We start from the raw sequence: 17,121 nt of genomic DNA on the forward strand, positions 1-17,121 counted from the left end.
CAGGTTTACGCGCCTCAGGTTTGCGGGCGTTCTCAGGCTGCACGCGTTCTCAGGTTGCGCACCCAGGTTTGCATGCCTCAGGCGTTTTGGATGAAATCGAGCAGGGCGGCGTAATCCGCGCCTTCGAACTGCTTGACCGCGGCGGGAGCGTCGCCGAACCAATCACTGGTATGAAGGTAGGCGCCGTCCATGCCCACGCGGCGTGCGCCAGCGATGTCGGCATCGGGATCGTTGCCCACCATGAGCGTGTGCTCAGGGTCGGATCCCGTGGTCTGCAAGGCCAGACGGTAGAACTGCTCGGACGGTTTCTTCCATCCGGCTTGCGACGAAATGAAAACCGTGTCGAGGTGCGGGGCGATGCCGAATTTCTTGAGCTCGGGCAGCGTGTACAGCGCCTGCGCGTTGCTCAGCAGCACGGTGCGGCGACCGGATGCGCGCAATGCGTCCAGCAAATCCGTGGCTCCGTCGAACGGTTTGTTGTAGTCGGTGGAGGCGCTGCGGAACGTCCATGCTGCTTCCGCCACCATCTCGTCGGTGGGCTCGATGCCGCGCAAGGCAAACAGGTTGTGGTATGCCGGCGCGAGGTCGATTTCATGATCAGGCTTGCCGGCTTCGCGCAATTCCAACGATGCCTCCTCATCGGCGAATGCGCGGCGCAGCAGGTCGAGCGACTCCCAGACCGCGCCGTGGCTGGCGAGGCAGTCGCTCAGCGCCTGCCATGCGCTGTCGGAGCTTTCGTCGGTGTGGATGTCGAGAAGCGTGCCGTAGAGGTCGAAGAAAACGGTCGTGTATTTCATGCAATCGTCACCTTGATGCTGTTGAGGTTGTTTGCGCTGGGATCGTTTGCGCTGGAATCATTTGCGCTGCTGCTGTTTGCGCCGAGGTTATTGCCGCTGTCGTCACCTGCGGCAACGGAAAACCCTTCATCCGCCTCATCGACAAGTCCTGCGCGCGCCTGTGCCACCAGGTAATCATGCGCGGGCACCACGTAGCTGGCGGCGGAATGACGTCCTGCGCGCACACCGCAAGGACGGTCGGTGGGGTTGAATGCCACAAGATGGCTGCCCACTTGGAAGGCGACGACGCGCGGGTCGTCAGTGGGCACGGCGAAACGCACTCCATCGGCGAATGCCGGATCCTCGCCGCGCTGCGCAATAAGCGTGCGGTAAGTGTCGACGAGCCAGCTCATGCGCTCGGCGCGCTCCCAGAAGATCACATTGTCTTCGAACGGACCATTGTAGGAATTCGAATTGCCATGCTTCGTGCGACCGAATTCCTCACCGCTCAAGAAGAACGGCAGGCCTGCGGAAGTGAGCACCGCGGCCGCAGCGATACGGTTGGCGGCGATGATATCGTCCACGGCGCCCGTTTGCGCGTCGTAATCGGCTGCCGCGGGTTTGCCAGCGCGCATCGTGATGCACAGCTTGTCCCACAGCGTCAGGTCGTCGTGAGATGAGACATATTGGACCATCTGGCTGGCACGATGCTTGGGAAGTCGCGTGCTATGGCGCCACCCGTCGGAAGCATCGATCATGAACGGCGCGAATTTCTCGGCAGCGCCGTTCACATAGCCAGGCTGCAGCTTCTCGTGCACGTGGCCCTTGATGGTGTCGCGCGACGCATCGCAGAATGCACCCACATGCTCGTCAAGATGGTCGAGGTTGGCGTTCGTGGACAGCGGAAGCTCAGTGTGGTTGGCGGGAGTGTCCTTGGCGAACCACGGCTCGCCGTAGAGGATATAGTCCTTGCCATCGCCCAGCGCCTCAAGCTGCTGACGCACCTGCGTCATCGTGTCGACGTCAATCAATCCCATCAGGTCGAAACGGAAGCCGTCAATGTGGTATTCCTTCGCCCAATATGCCACGGAATCCGCGATGAACTTGCGCATCATCGGTTTTTCGGATGCCATGTCGCAGCCGCAGCCCGAACCGTTGGTGAACGCACCGTTGCTGTCGCGACGGCAGAAATAGCCAGGCACCGTGCGTTCGAACCAGTTGTCGGTCGTGTACATGTGGTTGTAGACCACATCCATGATCACTTTGATGCCGGCCTCATGCAGCGCCTGCACCATTTGCTTGCATTCGCGGATGCGCACCGCCCCGTCGAATGGATTGGTGGAATATGAACCCTCGGGCACGTTGTAGTTGACCGGATCGTAGCCCCAGTTGTAGCCGCGCTCGGCGCGCGGCGCAGCCTCGTCCACGGAACCGTAGTCATACATCGGCTCGATCTGCACGCAAGTGACGCCAAGGTTCTTGAGGTAATTGACGCATGTGGGCGTGACGCCCGCGCCGTCGAGCGTCGTGTCGGGATGGGTGAAGCCTAGGAACGTGCCACAGTGATCACGCGGCACGCCGCTGCGAGGATCGGCGGAAAAGTCCACGACGTGCGTTTCCCACACGACGAGCTTGTTGGCGGGCACCTGCGGGGTGCGATCGTTCTCCCAACCGTCAGGTTCAGTAGAGGCAAGGTCGATGACCATGCTGCGCTTGCCGTTCACACCGGCCGCCTTCGCCCACGGATCGGCACTCACCGTCACCGTGCCGTCATCGAACTGGAGCGCATAGTCGTAATACACACCATTGAGATTCTCTGGCACCTGCACGCGCCACACTCCGGTGTGTGCGAAATTGCGGTCTTTGGTCAGTTCATACGTGGCGAACGGCGCAAATGCACGTGATTCCAACGCCGCAGCGTCACCCACCGTCGCCGGATCGATCTGCGCAACCGTTGCGGTTGTAGCATCCGTCGCGAACGCATCGGGAACGAGGCTGTTGCGCCGGGCCTTCTGCTGCTGCTCGCGCATGACCTCCTCGTCGGAGCCCTTGCGATACAACCTCACCGTGACAGCAGCGGCAGTGGGCGCCCACAAGGAAAACACCGTGGAATCGCCGCGCAGCACCGCCCCCAAGTCATCGCCATGATATTCCGCCGTGATGCCCTGCGCCATTGCCACGGGATTGACAGCCATCGTGCACTCCTGTTGTTCGTTGTATTCGTATGTTTGTGTGTTCGTTATTTCGTTGTGTTGCTGCGCTGTGCGTAGTTCCCGCAGCAGCCATTGTCGCCGCGTGTCGCTATATGCAAGCGCCGTTATCCAGCCTTGCTCATTGTACTCATGGAAGCTCCAAAACCAACCGACCCGCGGGCGTTCTTCGCGCACAGGAATATGCAATGCATATGCGTACACATGCACAAGATATGTACGCGCATATGCACAAGATATGCAAAGGCCGCGGCGCCCATAAGCGTCGCGGCCTTGGTAATTCCTAGATCTGGAGCATCAGCCCTTGACGGAGCCGGACATGGACTCCTGATAGAAGCGCTGCATGACCATGAACAGGATGGCGATCGGGATGGAGACGACCACTGCGCCGGCGGCGAAGCGGGCGTACCACTGGGAGATGTACTCCTTCTGCAGCATCTGCCACAGACCCAGAGCCACGGTGTACTGATCCTGCGTGCGGCAGATTGCCTTTGCCATAACGAAGTCGAGCCACGGGGCCAGGAAGCCGGTGATTGCTTGGTACACGATCATCGGGCGGCAGATCGGCAGGATGATCTTGTAGAACACCTGCCAACGGGTGCAACCGTCGAGCATGGCAGCCTCGTCAAGCGAGTTCGGGATCGTATCCATGTAGCCCTTCATCATGTAGAAGCCTGCACCGGTGCCAGCGGAGTAGACCAGAATCAAGGCGACCACGGTCCAGTTGCCGCTGGTGAGGTTCATCGCCTTGAGGATGAAGTACACAGCGACAACGGCCATGATGCTCGGGAACATGCCGAGCACGAGCACGATGTTCATGAACGGCTTACGGAAACGGAAGCGCATGCGGCTCATGCAGTAAGCCACGAACAGCACGAACGCCACCGAGATTACGCACACGAAGCACGCGATGATGAACGTGCGCAGGAACATCGATCCGAAGTTCATGACATTCGTCTCGGTGAACAACTGCTTGTAGTTGTTGAACGTGTACTGCGTGGGGAAGAACGTCCTCTGGTAGGAGGATGAGTTCTGGTTGAAGGACTCAAGGAACACCCACACGATCGGCAGGAGCCAGATGATGCCCAGCACCGTGAGAAGGATGTAGGAGAGCACATCGCCGATGACTCGACGGTTGTGCTGGTTATGGATGCCCTTGCCAGCCTTGTCCGCGTATCCAGATTCAACCTGGGTGTTGCTCATCTGAAGCCCTCCTCGTTCTTATAGGAACCACTGCTGCGGTACGTGAGCAAAGCCACCACTGCAAGCACGATGAACGTGAAGATACCGATAACGGCACCGCTGTTGTAATCGCCCTTGTCGACGGTGAGCTTGTAGAGCCACGTAATGAGCAGATCGGTCTTGCCTGCGGAAGCGCCGACAGGTGTCGGATCGCCGCCAGAGAGCAGGTAGATGACGTTGAAGTTGTTGACGTTGCCGGTGAAGGTCGTGATCAGGTAAGGCGTGGTCACGAAGATCATGTACGGCATGGTGATGTTGCAGAACTGCTGCCACCAGTTTGCACCATCCAGCTCAGCGGCCTCGTAGAGGTCTGCGGGGATGTTCTGCAGAATACCGGTGACCTGCATGATCGTGAACGGAATACCAACCCACAGGTTGATGACGATGACCGTCACGCGAGCCCAGGTTGCGTTCGTGAAGAACGGAAGCGGACCGCTGATCCAGCCCCAGGACTGGAGCAGACGATTGACGGCACCGGTCGGCTGGAGCATGGTGTTCATGACCAGCAGCGACACGAACTGCGGCACTGCGATAGACATGGAGAACACACCACGCCAGAACATCTTGCCACGGGTCGTCTTGCGGTTGATGACCATGGCGAGGAACATTCCGAGGAAGTAGTTGAGGAACGTTGCGAAGAACGCCCAGATCAACGTCCACAGAAGCACCGAGAGGAACAGCTGACCATTGACCGTGCCGCCATCATTGGAGACGACTTCCTTGAAGTTGGCGAATCCAACCCAATCGAAGTGCGACGGATGGGCGCTGTCGTAGCTCGTGAATGCCATGGAGATCATGAAGAGCAACGGCAGAATCGTGAAGATGAGGATGCCGAGGGTCGGCAGGAACAGCATGCTCACGTAAGCACGGCCGTCCTTGAGGTCCATGACGTCATCCAGGAAGCTCGGTGCGTGACCGGTCGTTTCCTTCAGGTACTGCGCCTTGTATGCGGCGCGCATGTTGACCGTCCAGAACCACACGAATGCGGCGGTGATGAACAGTGCTGCAACGCCGTACAGCAGGATGGTGACAGAGTATTCCTCAGGAGCCGGGGCGAGCGGGATGCCGGAGGCACTGAATCGCTGCTCGGACTTCGTGCCCTGCAGGTGCGTGAACAGCTTGTCGAGTGCGAGAGCACCGGTGTTCACCATGTAGATGATGTAAAGGATTTCGATGGCAAGGAACAGAATGCCCTTGATGATTTGTTTGCGCGCCAGGTTGCTCAGGCCAAAGATGACACAAGACAACCGCGTGAAGACATCGCCCTTTTGGAAGGCGTGCTTCACAGTCCAAGGCGCGGGGGCGACATAATCAGCGCCGACCTTCTTGGTCTTGCGCTTCTTCGCCTCCACATGTTTGCTGGTCGTAGCCACGAGCTGACCAACCTTCCTTGTTAGAACAGTGGATTTCTCATTGGCAAGCCATCGGTGGTTTGCCAACAAATAAGGAGCTGTGCCGGTTGCAGAAACCGAACACAGCTCCTCACTATACAACCGTAGTTGTTTCAGTAGTTATTGAGTTATAGAAGCTCGAGCTTCAGCTGTAATCAGCGTCACTTGCTCTTGGCGTCTTCCATAGCCTTGTTGAGGCCGTCAACGAACTGCTGGGTCTGAGTCTCGGCATTGTCAGCGGTGACGTCACCGTTGTAGATGGCCTTGCCGAAGGTCTCGTTGGCATCCCAGAAGCCACCCATCTTAGCGAAGGTCGGCTGGAGGATGGAGGTGTTGGCAACGGTGTTCATCTGAGCAACAGCAGCCGGATCCTTGGCGACTTCCTCATCGGAGGACAGGGTGTTGTCGGAAGGAACGATCTGGCGCATCTCGTAGTGAGCCTTCTGAGCATCGGTGCCGCCGAGGAACACAGCCAGAGCCATGGCGACTGCGACGTTCTGGGACTTCGGGTTGTAAGCAACAGCCTTGGAGCCAGCGAAGGACTTCATCTGGGTGTCGGTGCCGTCGAGCTTGTAGGTAGGCAGCTGAGCAGCGGCGTAGTTGTCGCCGAGAGCGGTCTTGACATCAGCGGAATCCCAAGTGCCGGAGAAGATAGCGTTCACGGTCTTGTCAGCGAGGCCGTCCTTGCCGGAGCTGTTCTCATCGAGCACGAAGTTCGGGTTGCTCTTGAGGCTCACGAGGTACTTGGTCACATCCGTGCCCTTGTCGCCAACGGAGGCCAGCGGATCGGCATCTTCATTCGTGCCGTCATCGCCGAACAGCGTTGCGCCAGCGCCTGCATAGAATGCCCACATGTACCAGGAGTTGGTCAGCGGGAAGGAGACCTTGCCCTTCTCGAGCATGGTGTCGAGGGACTTGACGTCATCCGCGGAGAAGACGGAGGAATCGTAGTACATGAACCACGTGTTAGCGGTGAAAGGAACGCCGTAGACGGTGCCGTCCTGAGTGACGGACTCAATCATCGTGTCGGAGTTCTTCTCCTTGATCTGGTTCAGGTAGTCGCCCTGGAAGGAGCCAATGGCGCCAGCCTGGACGAGCGTGCCGAGCTGATCGTTTGCGAACATGTAAACATCAGCAGCAGCAGACGGATCCTGCTTCACGGTCGTGCCTGCGTCACCTTCGGAAACAACTGCGTTCTTCCAGGTGATCTTGCACTCCGGGTTTGCCTTCTCGAAAGCCTTCTCTTCGGTCGGCAGCCAGGAGCTGTCATCGGCCTGATCTTCCTGCGGGCCCCACACGGTCAGCGTGACGGCCTGGCCATCGGTGCAGATCTTCTCTTCCGTGGAGGAGGAGCTAGCAGCGCTTGAGGAATTGGTGTTGGAAGAACCACCGCAAGCGGCGGCACCGGCGACCATAACCAGAGAGGCTGCGAGGCCGATAATCTTCTTTCCGTTGATCATCTTTGATCCCTTCCTGTTCCCGCCTCGGTTGAGGCGGCTTGTAACCCTTGTGTGACTTGGGCTAAGGGGCACCCAAGCCATGACATGCACAACAATACCATGGTTTTTTCGTGTGACCGCATCGCTGCCACCCAGAATTCACATGTTCCTTACAGTTTTCTTCACAAATCCATTACACAAGATAAACCGTTGCACCGCTTGGAATACTTGGGCTTGAGCGCACCAAAAGTCACCCTTTTACCAATCAGGTTCGTCATTATCTGCAACACGACACGCGGAAAAATTACCCATTGGCGAACGTCCGTGTCGCGAACACCCTCCCCTTGCCCTACGCTTGAGCCATGGCTTTTAACAACGATGTCAACGCTTCCCCCACGTCCAGCACGCATTCGATGAACGCGGCAGACGGCTCTGCGTCGCCCGCGTCCGTGCACACCGCAAGCGACGCAGAATGGCTGCGCAACGCAGTGTTTTATGAAATCTATCCCCAGTCATTTGCCGATTCCAATGGCGACGGCATCGGTGACCTGCCGGGCATCACTGCCAAACTCGATTACATCACGTCGCTGGGCGCCACGGCACTGTGGATAAACCCCTGCTACGACTCGCCTTTCAAAGATGCGGGCTACGACGTGCGCGATTACAAGGAAGTCGCCGCACGCTACGGCACCAACCAAGACCTCGCCGATCTTTTCGCCGCCGCACACGAACGAGGCATCCACGTGCTTCTCGACCTCGTGCCCGGGCACACCAGCGAAGAGCACCCATGGTTCAAGGCGTCCTGCAAGGCCGAACACAACGAATACTCGGACAGATACATATGGACGAACTCCTGGGTCGAAGGCGCGCCCGGACTGCCGTTCATCGGCGGTGAAGCCCCGCGCAACGGCACTTATGTGCTGAACTTCTTCAAATGCCAGCCTGCGCTGAACTACGGCTTCGCCAAGCAGACGAAACCATGGATGGACTCCCCCGATTCCCCCGCCGCGCAGGGCACGCGCGACGCAATGGTGGACGTGATGCTCTACTGGCTAGGCCTTGGAGCCGACGGTTTCCGCTGCGACATGGCCGATTCCCTTGTCAAATACGACGCGGACGACCGCCCGTGCACCATCGCCGCATGGCGTGACATGCTCGGCCGCGTGCGCGAGCGCTTCCCGCATGCGGTGTTCGTTTCGGAATGGGGCAGGCCGCGTCTGTCACTGCAGGCGGGATTCGACATGGACTTCTATCTGGATTGGCGTTGGGACGGCAACCCCAACGGCTACAGCATGCTCGGCCGCGACACAGACTATCCACTGGGCGACGGTCCGGACGCCAGCTACTTCCGCGCCACAAGCACGACCGGCGCCGCGCGATTCGTGCGCGAATACCTGCCGCAGCTCGAAGACACCCGCGCCAACGGCTACTTCTGCTTCATCACGTGCAACCATGACACCTCCCGTCTGGCGCCACGACTGACGCCACGGGAAGAGCAGATTGCGTTCACGATGTATCTGACGATGCCCGGCGTGCCTTTCGTCTATTACGGCGACGAAATCGGCATGCGCTTCCGCGACCTGCCGAGCAAAGAAGGCGGATACACCCGCACCGGCAGTCGCACGCCGATGCAATGGGATGGCAGTGTGAACCTCGGCTTCTCCGACGCGGACCCCAGCCAGCTGTATCTGCCGGTTGACCCGTCATCGGACGCCCCCACCGTGGCCGCGCAAGACACCGATCCCGACTCTCAGCTCAATTACATGCGATTTCTCATCAACCTGCGCCACGAACTGCCCGAATTGCAGGCGGACGGAGGATTCGAGGTGCTTCACGCCTCGGATGATGACCGAGCATTCGTCTATCGCCGCGTTGCCGCCGACGCAACGGAGGACGGGACGCCGTTGCCCGCTGACGCAATTCCCGCCAGCGTCATTGTGGCGCTCAACCCCAGCACTGCCGCCGTGACTGTGCACCTCGATGCCGACCAACCACGCCCGCAGGGACTGGTGCTGCTGCATCGCGGCGACCACGCCACCTATGACCCCGAGACCCGCACGATAACGCTTCCGGCGCAATCCGCCACGGTCATGAGGTAACGCGCCTATGCGCGCATGGCATATGCGCGCAGCACGCATACACGCTGTGCTCATGCACACGCATACACACAGCACACATACGCACAAAAGGATAAAGGAAGGATTTAGATGCCACGCTTCACGCATTCGAGCGCCATGCGCACCATGCATCTGCACCTAGCGCCATTCGGACGCACCACCCGCAAGGCCGTGTCAGCGCTGGCGGCCGCCGCACTATGCTGCACAGGCGCCATCGCCAGCGCCCTCATCGCAGCGCCCACCGCAAACGCCGCGCCGAAGGACTACCACGCCAACACATCCGATTTCGCGCCAGACAGCGACGTCGTCATCATCGCATTCCAGCAGAACTGGAATTCCATCGCCAAGGAATGCACGGACGTGCTCGGGCCGGAGGGCGTGGGATACGTAGAGGTCTCGCCGCCGATGGAAGAGATTCCCGGCTCGCAATGGTGGACTTCATACCAGCCGGTCAGCTACAAGCTTGACTCCAAGGAAGGCACGGAAGCCGAATTCCAAAACATGATCGACACGTGCAAGGCCGCAGGCGTGGGCGTGGTGGCGGACGCCATCACCAACCACATGGCGGCAGCCCTGCAAGACGGTTCCAAGGACGGCACCGGCGTGGCGGGCAGCACTTACACCTCCGATGGCGACTTCCCCGCCGTGCCGTGGACGAAGAATGACTTCCACACCTGCACGAAAGGCGTGAGCAATTACAAGGACGCCACGAACGTGCAGGAATGCCAGCTCGACGGCCTGCAGGACCTCGACACTGGCAGCGACCATGTGCAGGATGTGCTCGCCGACTACCTCGCCAAGCTATATACCATGGGCGTCGTCGGTTTCCGCATGGATGCCATCAAGCACATCGCGTCGGCGGATGTGCTCGCCATCAAGCAGAAAATGGCGCAAAAGCTGGGCATTGGCATCGACGACATCTGGTGGATGCAGGAAGTCATCGATGACGACGGTCAGGCCGCTGAACTCGCGCCATCCAACTACTTCCAGACCGGCGACGTATCGGAATTTCAGTATTCATATGCCCTCAAATCCGCATTCGGCCTGAGCGTGACGGCGCTCAAGAAAATCGGCACGACCGCCAACCTCATTGACTCGAACAAGGCACAGGTGTTCGTCAGCAATTGGGATACCGAACGCGGCAGCCAAACCCTGAGCTACAAGGACGGCAAGAAATACATCCTCGCCAACGCCTTCATGCTCGCTTACGGCTACGGCACGCCGAACATCCAGTCCGGATACGTGTTTGCCAACAGGGACGACGGCGCGCCCGGCGCCACCGACACGTCCATCCCAGACACGCAATGCGGCACAGGTTCGCCATGGCTGTGCGTGGAAAGATGGACGCAGATCCGGGGCATGATTCGCTTCCACAACAACACCAATGACGGCACCATCGCCTCCAACTGGTGGGATGACGGCGCCAACACGATTTCGTTCAGCAAGAACGGCTTGGGATTCTTTGCGATGAACGCCAGCAGCAAGCCGGTCACCTATACGTTCAGCACAACGCTTCCCGCCGGGGAATACTGCAACCTCTACGGCCCCGGCGATTGCTCGAGCACCGTGAAGGTAGCAGAAGACGGCACCGCCAGCATCACAATCGATTCGATGGATGCGGTTGCGATTGACAACGTTGACACCCCGCAGACCTGGGGCACCGACAATGCAAGCACTGCCGCCACCGACCCCAGCGACCCGCCGCTTACAAGCAGCGGTGCCTTTGACGCTTCGGCCATCGACATGACGTTCGGCGGCGTGTATGGCGGCGATTCCCAGGATTCTGAGAAATCGTCCGATCAAGCGCAATCAGATTCCGAGACTCCGACCGATCCCAAAGATGAGGAAGGAACGTTTGCGAACTTCAGTGCCCACGCAGTTGCCTACGCCGTGATTTTCGCAATCGTCCTTGTTTTCTCGATTGTCATTCTGGTCAAGCCCAATAAGAAATCCGACAAGTGAGCAGATGACCAAACAGCCGAGTGGCCAAAACAGCCTCGCATCGGCTAGATTCCGCCTCGATTGGCAGCGCGCACCCCATAGCGTCCGTTCCAATCGAGGCAGTTTCATTTCGGGCGGGTTATACGCGCCCAAGGTCAAGCCGATACAATAGAACCCGTGGGTTAACAGACCACAGTGTCTTGCAACGCGGCAAGGCAATAGACGCCCCGCCGCAACGTGAAAACCGCAATGCTGCGATCGTGACCCATCCGGATCTCCCTACAGAGAAGGAATCACATGAAAACAAAGAAATGGACCGCTCGCATGACAGCAGTCGTCGCGAGCGCGGCCATGGCTTTGGGCGCTGTAACGCTTGTGCCACTGTCGGCTCAAGCGGATTCTTCCAGCACCAATGCCAATGGCGAGAGCACTGCGACGGCCAACGGCCTCAACAGTGACGTCCAGGTCATTGCATTCCAGCAGACCTGGAACACAATTGCCAAGGAGTGCACGGACACCTACGGCCCCGAAGGCGTGGGCTATGTTGAGGTGTCGCCTCCGCAGGAATCCATCCAAGGCTCGTCTTGGTGGACGTCCTACCAACCGGTGAGCTACAAGCTTGATTCCAAGCTGGGCACCGAAGAAGAATTCAAAAACATGGTCACCACCTGCAAGGCTGCGGGCGTGGGCATCATCGCCGATGTGGTCATGAACAACACCGCCGCTCCTGACGACACCAGGACCTATACCGGCACGAACGGCAGCTCCTACACGCCCGGCACCGGCTCGTTCCCCGGTTTCGCCACCAGCACGTATCCCGAAGGCATCACCGCCGACGATTTCCACACGTGCACCGACAAGATCAAGGACTACACGAACCAGACGGAAGTGCAGCAGTGCCGCCTGCTCGGCATGCTTGACTTCGATTCCGAATCCGACAAGGTGCGGGACATCGAAGCCGATTACATGGCCCGCATGTATAACTACGGCGTAGTCGGCTTCCGCATTGACGCCGCCAAGCACATCAACACCGACAGCCTGAACGCCATCAAGGCCAAGCTGGCGCAGAAGGTGGGCAAGAACGCCGCCGACATCTACTGGATCCAGGAGGTCATCGGCAATGGCTCTGAGGCGGCCGGCATCCAGCCGCCGCACTACACGCAGAACGGCACCGTGACCGAGTTCGGCTTCAAGAGCGAGATGAGCCAGGCCTTCAACGGCAACGTCACCTCCCTCAAGGACCTCGCCGACCGCCTGAGCGGAGACCTGTCGAGCAACGACGCAAACGTGTTCGTCACCAACTGGGACACCGAGCGCAGCTCCGGCACGATCACCTACAAGGATGGCGGCAAGTACCAGCTCGCCAACGCGTTCATGCTCGCCTACGGCTACGGCACGCCGCGCCTCATGTCGGGCTATAAGTTCGACAGCAATAAGACGTTCAAGGATGAGAACACGGCACCGGGCGCGCCTGGCGCCACCGCCACCTCCGTGCCGGACGTCGACATGAACACCGCGTGCTCCACGAACACGGGTGACTGGAACTGCGAGCAGCGCTGGACCTCCACGCGCGGTCTCATCGCATTCCACAACTACGTGGGAGACACCACGTCCGCCCCGGTTCAGGACTGGCAGTCCAGCGGCAACGACAGCATCGCGTTCTCGCGCGGCTCGAAGGGCTTCCTCGCCATCAACAATGGCACGACTGCCCTCGACGTGTCGTACAAGACCACGCTCCCTGACGGCGAGTACTGCAATGTGTACGCCGTGGAGGATTGCTCGCAGACCGTGACCGTCAAGGACGGCAAGGTCACGACGACGATTCCTGCCCGTTCCGCGATTGCGCTGTATGGCGGCGCCACGAAGGACAACCACCCGGCTGCGACCGAAACCACCGACCCCTCTGATCCTGAGAACAAGATCGAGGACGAAACGGTCAAGCCCACCGACACGACCCTCACGATCTACTACAAGAACACCAGCAACTACACCACCCCGAACATCTACTACGGCGTGGGCGATGACTGGTCCGCAGCCGCCAACAAGCCGATGACGTACGATTCAGCCACTGGCTATTGGAAGTACACGATTGACACGGGCGGCAAGAAGATCGACTACGTGTTCAACGATGGCGGTTCCAACTGGGATAACCCTGACGGCGGCGGCAATTATGAGGCTGCCGTGGGCATTGTGCAGCAGACGGTCGCAGACCACGCCAGCAGCGTGGGCGTGCCGGCGGACTACCGCGCGAAAGGCCAAACCCGACTGGTTGTGCACTACAAGCCGGCTAGCGGCGACATCGCACGCGCGCTGTGGGTGTGGGGTTCCAACTCCTCCACGAGCGCAAGCTTCGATGGCTCCCAAGTTGAATTCACCGGTACGGATTGCTGGGGCAAGGTCGCCGAATACACGGTTGACGGCACCTACACCGACCTTGGTGTGATCATCAAGGGTGAAGACAGCTGGGATAAGTACGGCAACAACGACCGCAATGTCACGGTTGGCGCCGACGGCACCGCCGAGATTTGGGTCGATGGCACCGGCTCTGACCCTGAGCAGACGCTGACGGAAGCACCCGCTGATTACGTGAGCTCCTGCACCGGCTACAACGTGAACGTCACCGTGCACTACTACCGCGAGGACGGCCTGTATTTCAATGCCGCCGACACCGACACGAAGACCCCGCAGTGGGATCTGTGGACGTGGTCGGGTTCCGGTTCCGCCAACTCTCAGCAAACCTTCACCAGCCATGATGACTGGGGCGAGGTGAGCACGTGGACGCTGAGCGGCTATAACTACTCCGCCGCTGACGATATCGGCTTGCTGCGTCGTTATGGCGCCGACACGTGGAAGTCCAAGGACCCGGATGGCGACAACCACTTCATCCCGTCCGACTCCATGGTGTTCGATGCCGCCACGAAGACCGGCAAGGCAGAGGTATGGCTCGTCGCCGGCGACCCCACGGTGTACACCGCCAAGCCGACGCTCTCCGTTTCCGCGAAGTCTGCGGAAATCGCCGATTATCAGAAGCTCATCGCCAAGCTGAGCTCCGCCGCCACCGGTGACGTCACCGCCACCGTGACCGACGCGAACGGCAATGCCGTGGAGACCACCTCCGTGACGACCGACGGCTCCACCGTCACCATCTCCACGAAGTCCGACCTCGATGTGCGCGGCAAGTACACGGTTGCTCTCACCGACGCCAACGGCAATCCGCTGGGCTCGGCAACCGCAATCGCTGGCGCCATTGTGCGCACCGACCGCTTCGATACCGAGAACGCCTATGACGGCGATGACCTGGGTGCTACGAACGCCAACAACAAGACGACGTTCAAGGTCTGGGCCCCGACCGCGCAGACGGTCTCGCTCGTCACCTACGCGAACGCAACGAGCGCCGATGCCGCCGTCGACAAGGTCACCCCGATGACCCTCGGCGACAAGGGCGTGTGGTCCGTCACCATCGACAACACCGCGGATGCGCTGGCTTACCAGTACCGCGTTGTGCTGCCTGACGGCACGACGAACGACACCGCCGACCCGTATGCCACCGCTGCGGTCGTCAACGGCGACCGTTCCGTGGTGCTCTCCGACGCAGCCATGAACGCCACGACGGTCAACGCCGTCAGCGGCGGCCGCGTCTCGCAGGGCAACGCAATCGTGGCAGAAACCCATATCCGCGACTTCACGAAGAGCGCCACCAGTGGCGTGTCCGAAGCGAACCGCGGCAAGTACCTGGGCATGATCGAATCCGGCACCACGAACGCAGCCGGCGAGTCCACTGGCCTTGACTACCTCAAGGGCCTGGGCATCACCGACGTGCAGCTGCAGCCATTCTTCGATTACGCATCCGTGGACGAGACGAAGGCGCTCGACGACTCCAACTACAACTGGGGTTACGATCCGGAGAATTACAACGTGCCGGAAGGCTCGTACTCCTCCGACGCCACCAACCCGTCCGCGCGAGTCGACGAAACCAAGGAAATGGTCAGCGGTCTGCATGACGCGGGCCTGGGCGTGATCATGGACGTGGTGTACAACCACGTTGCTGATGCATCCGCCAGCTCGTTCAACAAGACCGTGCCCGGCTACTACTTCCGCTACGATTCCAACGGTAACCTGACGAACAAGTCCGGCTGCGGCAATGACACCGCATCCGAGCGTGCGATGATGCGCAAGTACATCGTCAACTCCGTCACGTACTGGGCGAAGGAATACGGCGTGGATGGCTTCCGCTTCGATCTCATGGGTCTTGTTGACACCGAGACGATGAAGGAAGTGCGCGAGGCGCTTGACAAGATCGATCCGAACATCATCGTGCTCGGCGAAGGCTGGGACATGGCTGGCGATTCCGTCAGCTCCTCCACGACGATGACGACGCAGCCGAATGCTTACCAGGTTGACAACACCGATGGCACCGGCTCCACGATCTCGTTCTTCAACGACTCGATCCGCGACGGTCTTAAGGGATCCGTCTTCTCCGACACCGACACCGGCTATGTCTCCGGCAAGGCTGACCAAGAGAAGCTCATCGCCCACAACATGCTCGGCTGCGAGTATGACACGTCTGACGGCGCCACGACCTGCTGGAACGGCACCGCTCAGGATCGCTACGCCAACGCATCCCAGGTGGTGCAGTACGCCGAGATCCATGACAACATGACGCTGTACGACAAGCTGCGCACGTCCAATCCGGATGATTCGGACGCCACGACCGTGGCACGTGCCGAACTTGCCGACTCCGCTGTGTTCCTCAGCCAAGGCATTGCCGAAATCCAGCTGGGTCAGGAATTCCTGCGCAGCAAGGGCGGCAACGGTAACAGCTACAACGCCGGTGATTCCGTCAACGCCATTGATTGGAACCGCCAGACGACGTACGCCGATTCCGTGGCATACGTGCGCGGTCTCGCCATGCTGCGCCGTGCCGTGAAGGCCTTCCAGTACTCGAGCTACGCCGACATTCAGGCGCACTCCAAGGTGCTGCAAACCTCCAATGGCGTGGTTGCCTTCCAGATCAGCGACGACAGCGGCACCTACGTGGTGATTCTCAATGCCAATAGCACCGAGACGAAGGTCTCCGGGCTCAAGGCAGGCGAATACCGCACGATCCTCGCCAACGGCAAGGTGAATGCGGCATCCACTGAGGACTTCGAGAAGCTCGCGACGTTCGACATCGCGGCTGATCTGGCCGACTCTGCAGACACCACCACGAACCTGCTGGGTGCAAGTGTCACTGACTCCCCGCTTGCCACGCTGGCCAGCGATACCGAGCCCACTGGCTCCTACACCGCGGCCCCGCTCTCGGCCACCGTGCTCGTGACCGATCTCGTCTCGACCCCGGCTGAGCCCGAGCAGCCCACCAACAACAGCGATGCGACCGATACTGCTGACGCTTCCAACGGAACTGCGCCTGCCGCATCGGACAACAACGCTGCTGCCAAGTCTGATGCTGCTCATGAGTCCGGCAACCTCGCTGCCACCGGCACGAGTGTTGCAGCCCTCATCGCCGCAATGACCGCGATTCTCATCGCGGGTATCACGGTGAACCGCAAGTCCCGCACCATCAACGACGAGCGCGCTGCAAAGCACGCATCGCAGTGGTGAGTGACCTCGGCAAAGGCAGTTATGCCCCCATGCCCGCGGTAACGCGCTGAGCTGCTTCAGCTGAACGCCAGGGTTGCATCGTGCAGCCCTGGCGCCGCGCGGCATCGTGCACATCACTGCCACAGGCTGGTCATCCCCAGAAATACAGGGGACGACCAAAAACACAGGGTGGCAATCCCGAAGAAGAATTGCCACCCTGTGTTTATATTTTTATACCTTGATTACCGCCCGTTCATCCCGTTACTAGCCAATTACGCCCAAAGCCCAAATCTCCCGCGATGATTCCACTTGATACATTCTCGGGTAACCTTGTTCAATGAGCAAAGTCCGTATGCGGCAACCGCTTGCATGCGGCTACCGTTTGCGATTTGCAACATTATCCATTGCGGAAAGCCATCGACGGA

General features: G+C 59.7%; 8 protein-coding genes. 3 read left to right on the top strand and 5 right to left on the bottom strand.

Annotation, left to right across the window (positions count from 1 at the left end):
* Positions 1-77: 77 nt before the first annotated feature.
* From CLV65_RS06420 to CLV65_RS06440, 5 genes are all read right to left on the bottom strand, one after another.
* Positions 78-797: an HAD family hydrolase gene (locus CLV65_RS06420; RefSeq protein WP_094690459.1), complete on the bottom strand. Its 720-nt coding sequence runs from the start codon at positions 795-797 to the stop codon at positions 78-80.
* Positions 794-2,971, bottom strand: coding sequence for a type I pullulanase (gene pulA, locus CLV65_RS06425; RefSeq protein WP_144441823.1), 2,178 nt, complete (start codon positions 2,969-2,971; stop codon positions 794-796). Before pulA (CLV65_RS06425) ends, CLV65_RS06420 begins: the two co-directional genes overlap by 4 nt.
* A 312-nt stretch (positions 2,972-3,283) precedes the next feature.
* A complete protein-coding gene (locus CLV65_RS06430) occupies positions 3,284-4,189 on the bottom strand; it encodes a sugar ABC transporter permease (protein WP_094690458.1) in 906 nt (301 codons plus the stop codon).
* Positions 4,186-5,601: a carbohydrate ABC transporter permease gene (locus CLV65_RS06435; protein ID WP_094690457.1), complete on the bottom strand. Its 1,416-nt coding sequence runs from the start codon at positions 5,599-5,601 to the stop codon at positions 4,186-4,188. Before CLV65_RS06435 ends, CLV65_RS06430 begins: the two co-directional genes overlap by 4 nt.
* A gap of 179 nt (positions 5,602-5,780) precedes the next feature.
* Positions 5,781-7,079 carry an extracellular solute-binding protein gene (locus tag CLV65_RS06440; RefSeq protein WP_094690456.1) on the bottom strand — a complete coding sequence of 433 codons (1,299 nt, stop codon included), beginning with the start codon at positions 7,077-7,079 and terminating at the stop codon, positions 5,781-5,783.
* A 392-nt stretch (positions 7,080-7,471) separates the two neighbouring features.
* On the opposite strand from CLV65_RS06440, the gene CLV65_RS06445 reads away from it, so the two are divergent.
* From CLV65_RS06445 to pulA (CLV65_RS06455), 3 genes are all read left to right on the top strand, one after another.
* Positions 7,472-9,157, top strand: coding sequence for an alpha-amylase family glycosyl hydrolase (locus tag CLV65_RS06445; RefSeq protein ID WP_094690487.1), 1,686 nt, complete (start codon positions 7,472-7,474; stop codon positions 9,155-9,157).
* Between the two features lie 108 nt (positions 9,158-9,265).
* On the top strand, positions 9,266-11,137 hold the full coding sequence (locus CLV65_RS06450; protein WP_094690455.1) for an alpha-amylase: 1,872 nt from the start codon (positions 9,266-9,268) through the stop codon (positions 11,135-11,137).
* 276 nt (positions 11,138-11,413) lie between these two features.
* Positions 11,414-16,717 carry a type I pullulanase gene (gene pulA / locus CLV65_RS06455; RefSeq protein WP_244569066.1) on the top strand — a complete coding sequence of 1,768 codons (5,304 nt, stop codon included), beginning with the start codon at positions 11,414-11,416 and terminating at the stop codon, positions 16,715-16,717.
* Positions 16,718-17,121 lie beyond the last annotated feature (404 nt).

It is taken from the genome of Pseudoscardovia suis, assembly GCF_002797875.1.
Taxonomy (GTDB): Bacteria; Actinomycetota; Actinomycetes; order Actinomycetales; family Bifidobacteriaceae; genus Pseudoscardovia; species Pseudoscardovia suis.

Excerpts from the sequence above, each read along its gene's own strand:
- pulA (WP_244569066.1), top strand. The coding sequence starts at position 11,414 with ATGAAAACAAAGAAATGGACCGCTCGCATGACAGCAGTCGTCGCGAGC.
- CLV65_RS06450 (WP_094690455.1), top strand. The coding sequence starts at position 9,266 with ATGCCACGCTTCACGCATTCGAGCGCCATGCGCACCATGCATCTGCAC.
- CLV65_RS06430 (WP_094690458.1), bottom strand. The coding sequence starts at position 4,189 with ATGAGCAACACCCAGGTTGAATCTGGATACGCGGACAAGGCTGGCAAG.
- CLV65_RS06420 (WP_094690459.1), bottom strand. The coding sequence starts at position 797 with ATGAAATACACGACCGTTTTCTTCGACCTCTACGGCACGCTTCTCGAC.
- CLV65_RS06445 (WP_094690487.1), top strand. The coding sequence starts at position 7,472 with ATGAACGCGGCAGACGGCTCTGCGTCGCCCGCGTCCGTGCACACCGCA.
- pulA (WP_144441823.1), bottom strand. The coding sequence starts at position 2,971 with ATGGCTGTCAATCCCGTGGCAATGGCGCAGGGCATCACGGCGGAATAT.
- CLV65_RS06440 (WP_094690456.1), bottom strand. The coding sequence starts at position 7,079 with ATGATCAACGGAAAGAAGATTATCGGCCTCGCAGCCTCTCTGGTTATG.